The organism is Streptomyces sp. NPDC056160 (genome assembly GCF_042268205.1).
Classification (GTDB): Bacteria; Actinomycetota; Actinomycetes; order Streptomycetales; family Streptomycetaceae; genus Streptomyces.
Map to the genome: position 1 here is coordinate 1 of NZ_JBHJUW010000341.1, position 1,602 is coordinate 1,602.

Consider the following 1,602-nt stretch of genomic DNA (forward strand, 5'->3'; position numbering starts at 1 on the left):
AGCCGTCGGACAATCCGGTCACCGCACTCGCGCCCGATCATCCCGCGTACGTCATCTACACCTCCGGCTCCACCGGCCGACCCAAAGGCGTCGTCATGCCCGCCGGCGCGCTGGTGAACCTGCTGGAGTGGCACCACGAGACGATCGGCGGCGCACCCGGTACAAGGATCGCGCAGTTCACGGCCATCAGCTTCGACGTCTCCGCACAGGAGATGCTGTCGGCCCTGATGTTCGGCAAGACCCTGGTGATCCCGGACGAGGACGTCCGGCGGGACGCGGCCCGATTCGTCGAGTGGCTGGACGAGCACGAAGTAGAGGAACTGTTCGCGCCCAACCTCGTCCTGGAAGCCGTCGCCGAGGCAGCCGTCGAGCAGGGACGCGCGCTGCCCCGGCTACGGACCATCGCGCAGGCCGGCGAGGCCCTTGTGCTGAGCCACATCGTCCGTGAGTTCCACACCTCGGCACCAGAACGCGTGCTGCACAACCATTACGGCCCCACCGAGACCCACGTGGTCACGGCCCACACCCTGAGCGGCGACCCCGACAGCTGGCCGCTCACCGCGCCGATCGGCCGGCCGATCGCCAACACCCGTGCCTACGTCCTGGGCTCGGGGCTGGAGTTGGTGGCACCCGGTGTGGTGGGGGAGCTGTACATCGCGGGATCCGGTGTCGCCCGCGGCTATCTGGGCAGGCCCGGCCTGACGGCCGAGCGGTTCGTGGCGGACCCGTACGCATCCGAGCCGGGCACGCGTATGTACCGCACCGGTGACCTGGTGCGGTGGAACCAGGGCGGCGAGCTGGAGTTCGTCGGCCGCGTCGACCACCAGGTCAAGATCCGCGGTTTCCGTATCGAACCCGGCGAGATCGAGAACGTCCTCACCGAGCACCCACACATCACCCAGGCCGCCGTAGTCGTCCGCGAGGACCAGCCCGGCAGGACTCGGCTGGTGGCCTATGTGGTGGCCCGGGAAGCCCTACGGCCGGAAGAGGCACGGGAGTTCGTGCGCGAGCGGCTGCCCGAACACATGGTGCCCTCGGCCGTCGCACTCCTGGACAGCCTGCCGCTGACGGCCAACGGCAAGCTGGACCGCGCCGCACTGCCCGCGCCGGACTTCGCGCCGACCGGATCCGGACAGGAGGCACGCACGCCGCAGGAGCAGATCATCTGCGATCTGTTCGCACAGGTGCTGGGGCTGCCCCGCGTCGGCGTGGACGACGACTTCTTCGAGCTCGGCGGCCACTCGCTGCTGGCCACACGGCTGATCGCCCGCATCCGGGCCGCCTTCAGCGTCGAGATCGGCCTGCGCACGCTCTTCGAGGCACGGACCGCGGGCGCGGTCGCGGCCCGGCTCGACACCGCCGGGCCCGCACGGCTCGCCTTGACCAAGCAGCAACTGCCCGACGCCGTACCCCTGTCGTTCGCCCAGCGGCGGCTGTGGTTCCTGCACAAGTTGGAGGGGCCGAGCGCCACCTACAACATCCCACTGACTCTGTCCCTTAACGGCGAGTTGGACCGTGACGCGTTGCGGGCCGCCCTCGGTGACGTGGTGGCCCGGCACGAGAGTCTGCGGACGGTGTTCCCCGAGGCCGACGGCACGCCGT

General features: G+C 70.0%; 1 protein-coding gene. It reads left to right on the forward strand.

The features are described from left to right. A partial coding sequence (locus ACFC02_RS42580; protein ID WP_376368412.1) for an amino acid adenylation domain-containing protein occupies positions 1–1,602 on the forward strand: 1,602 nt, incomplete at both ends.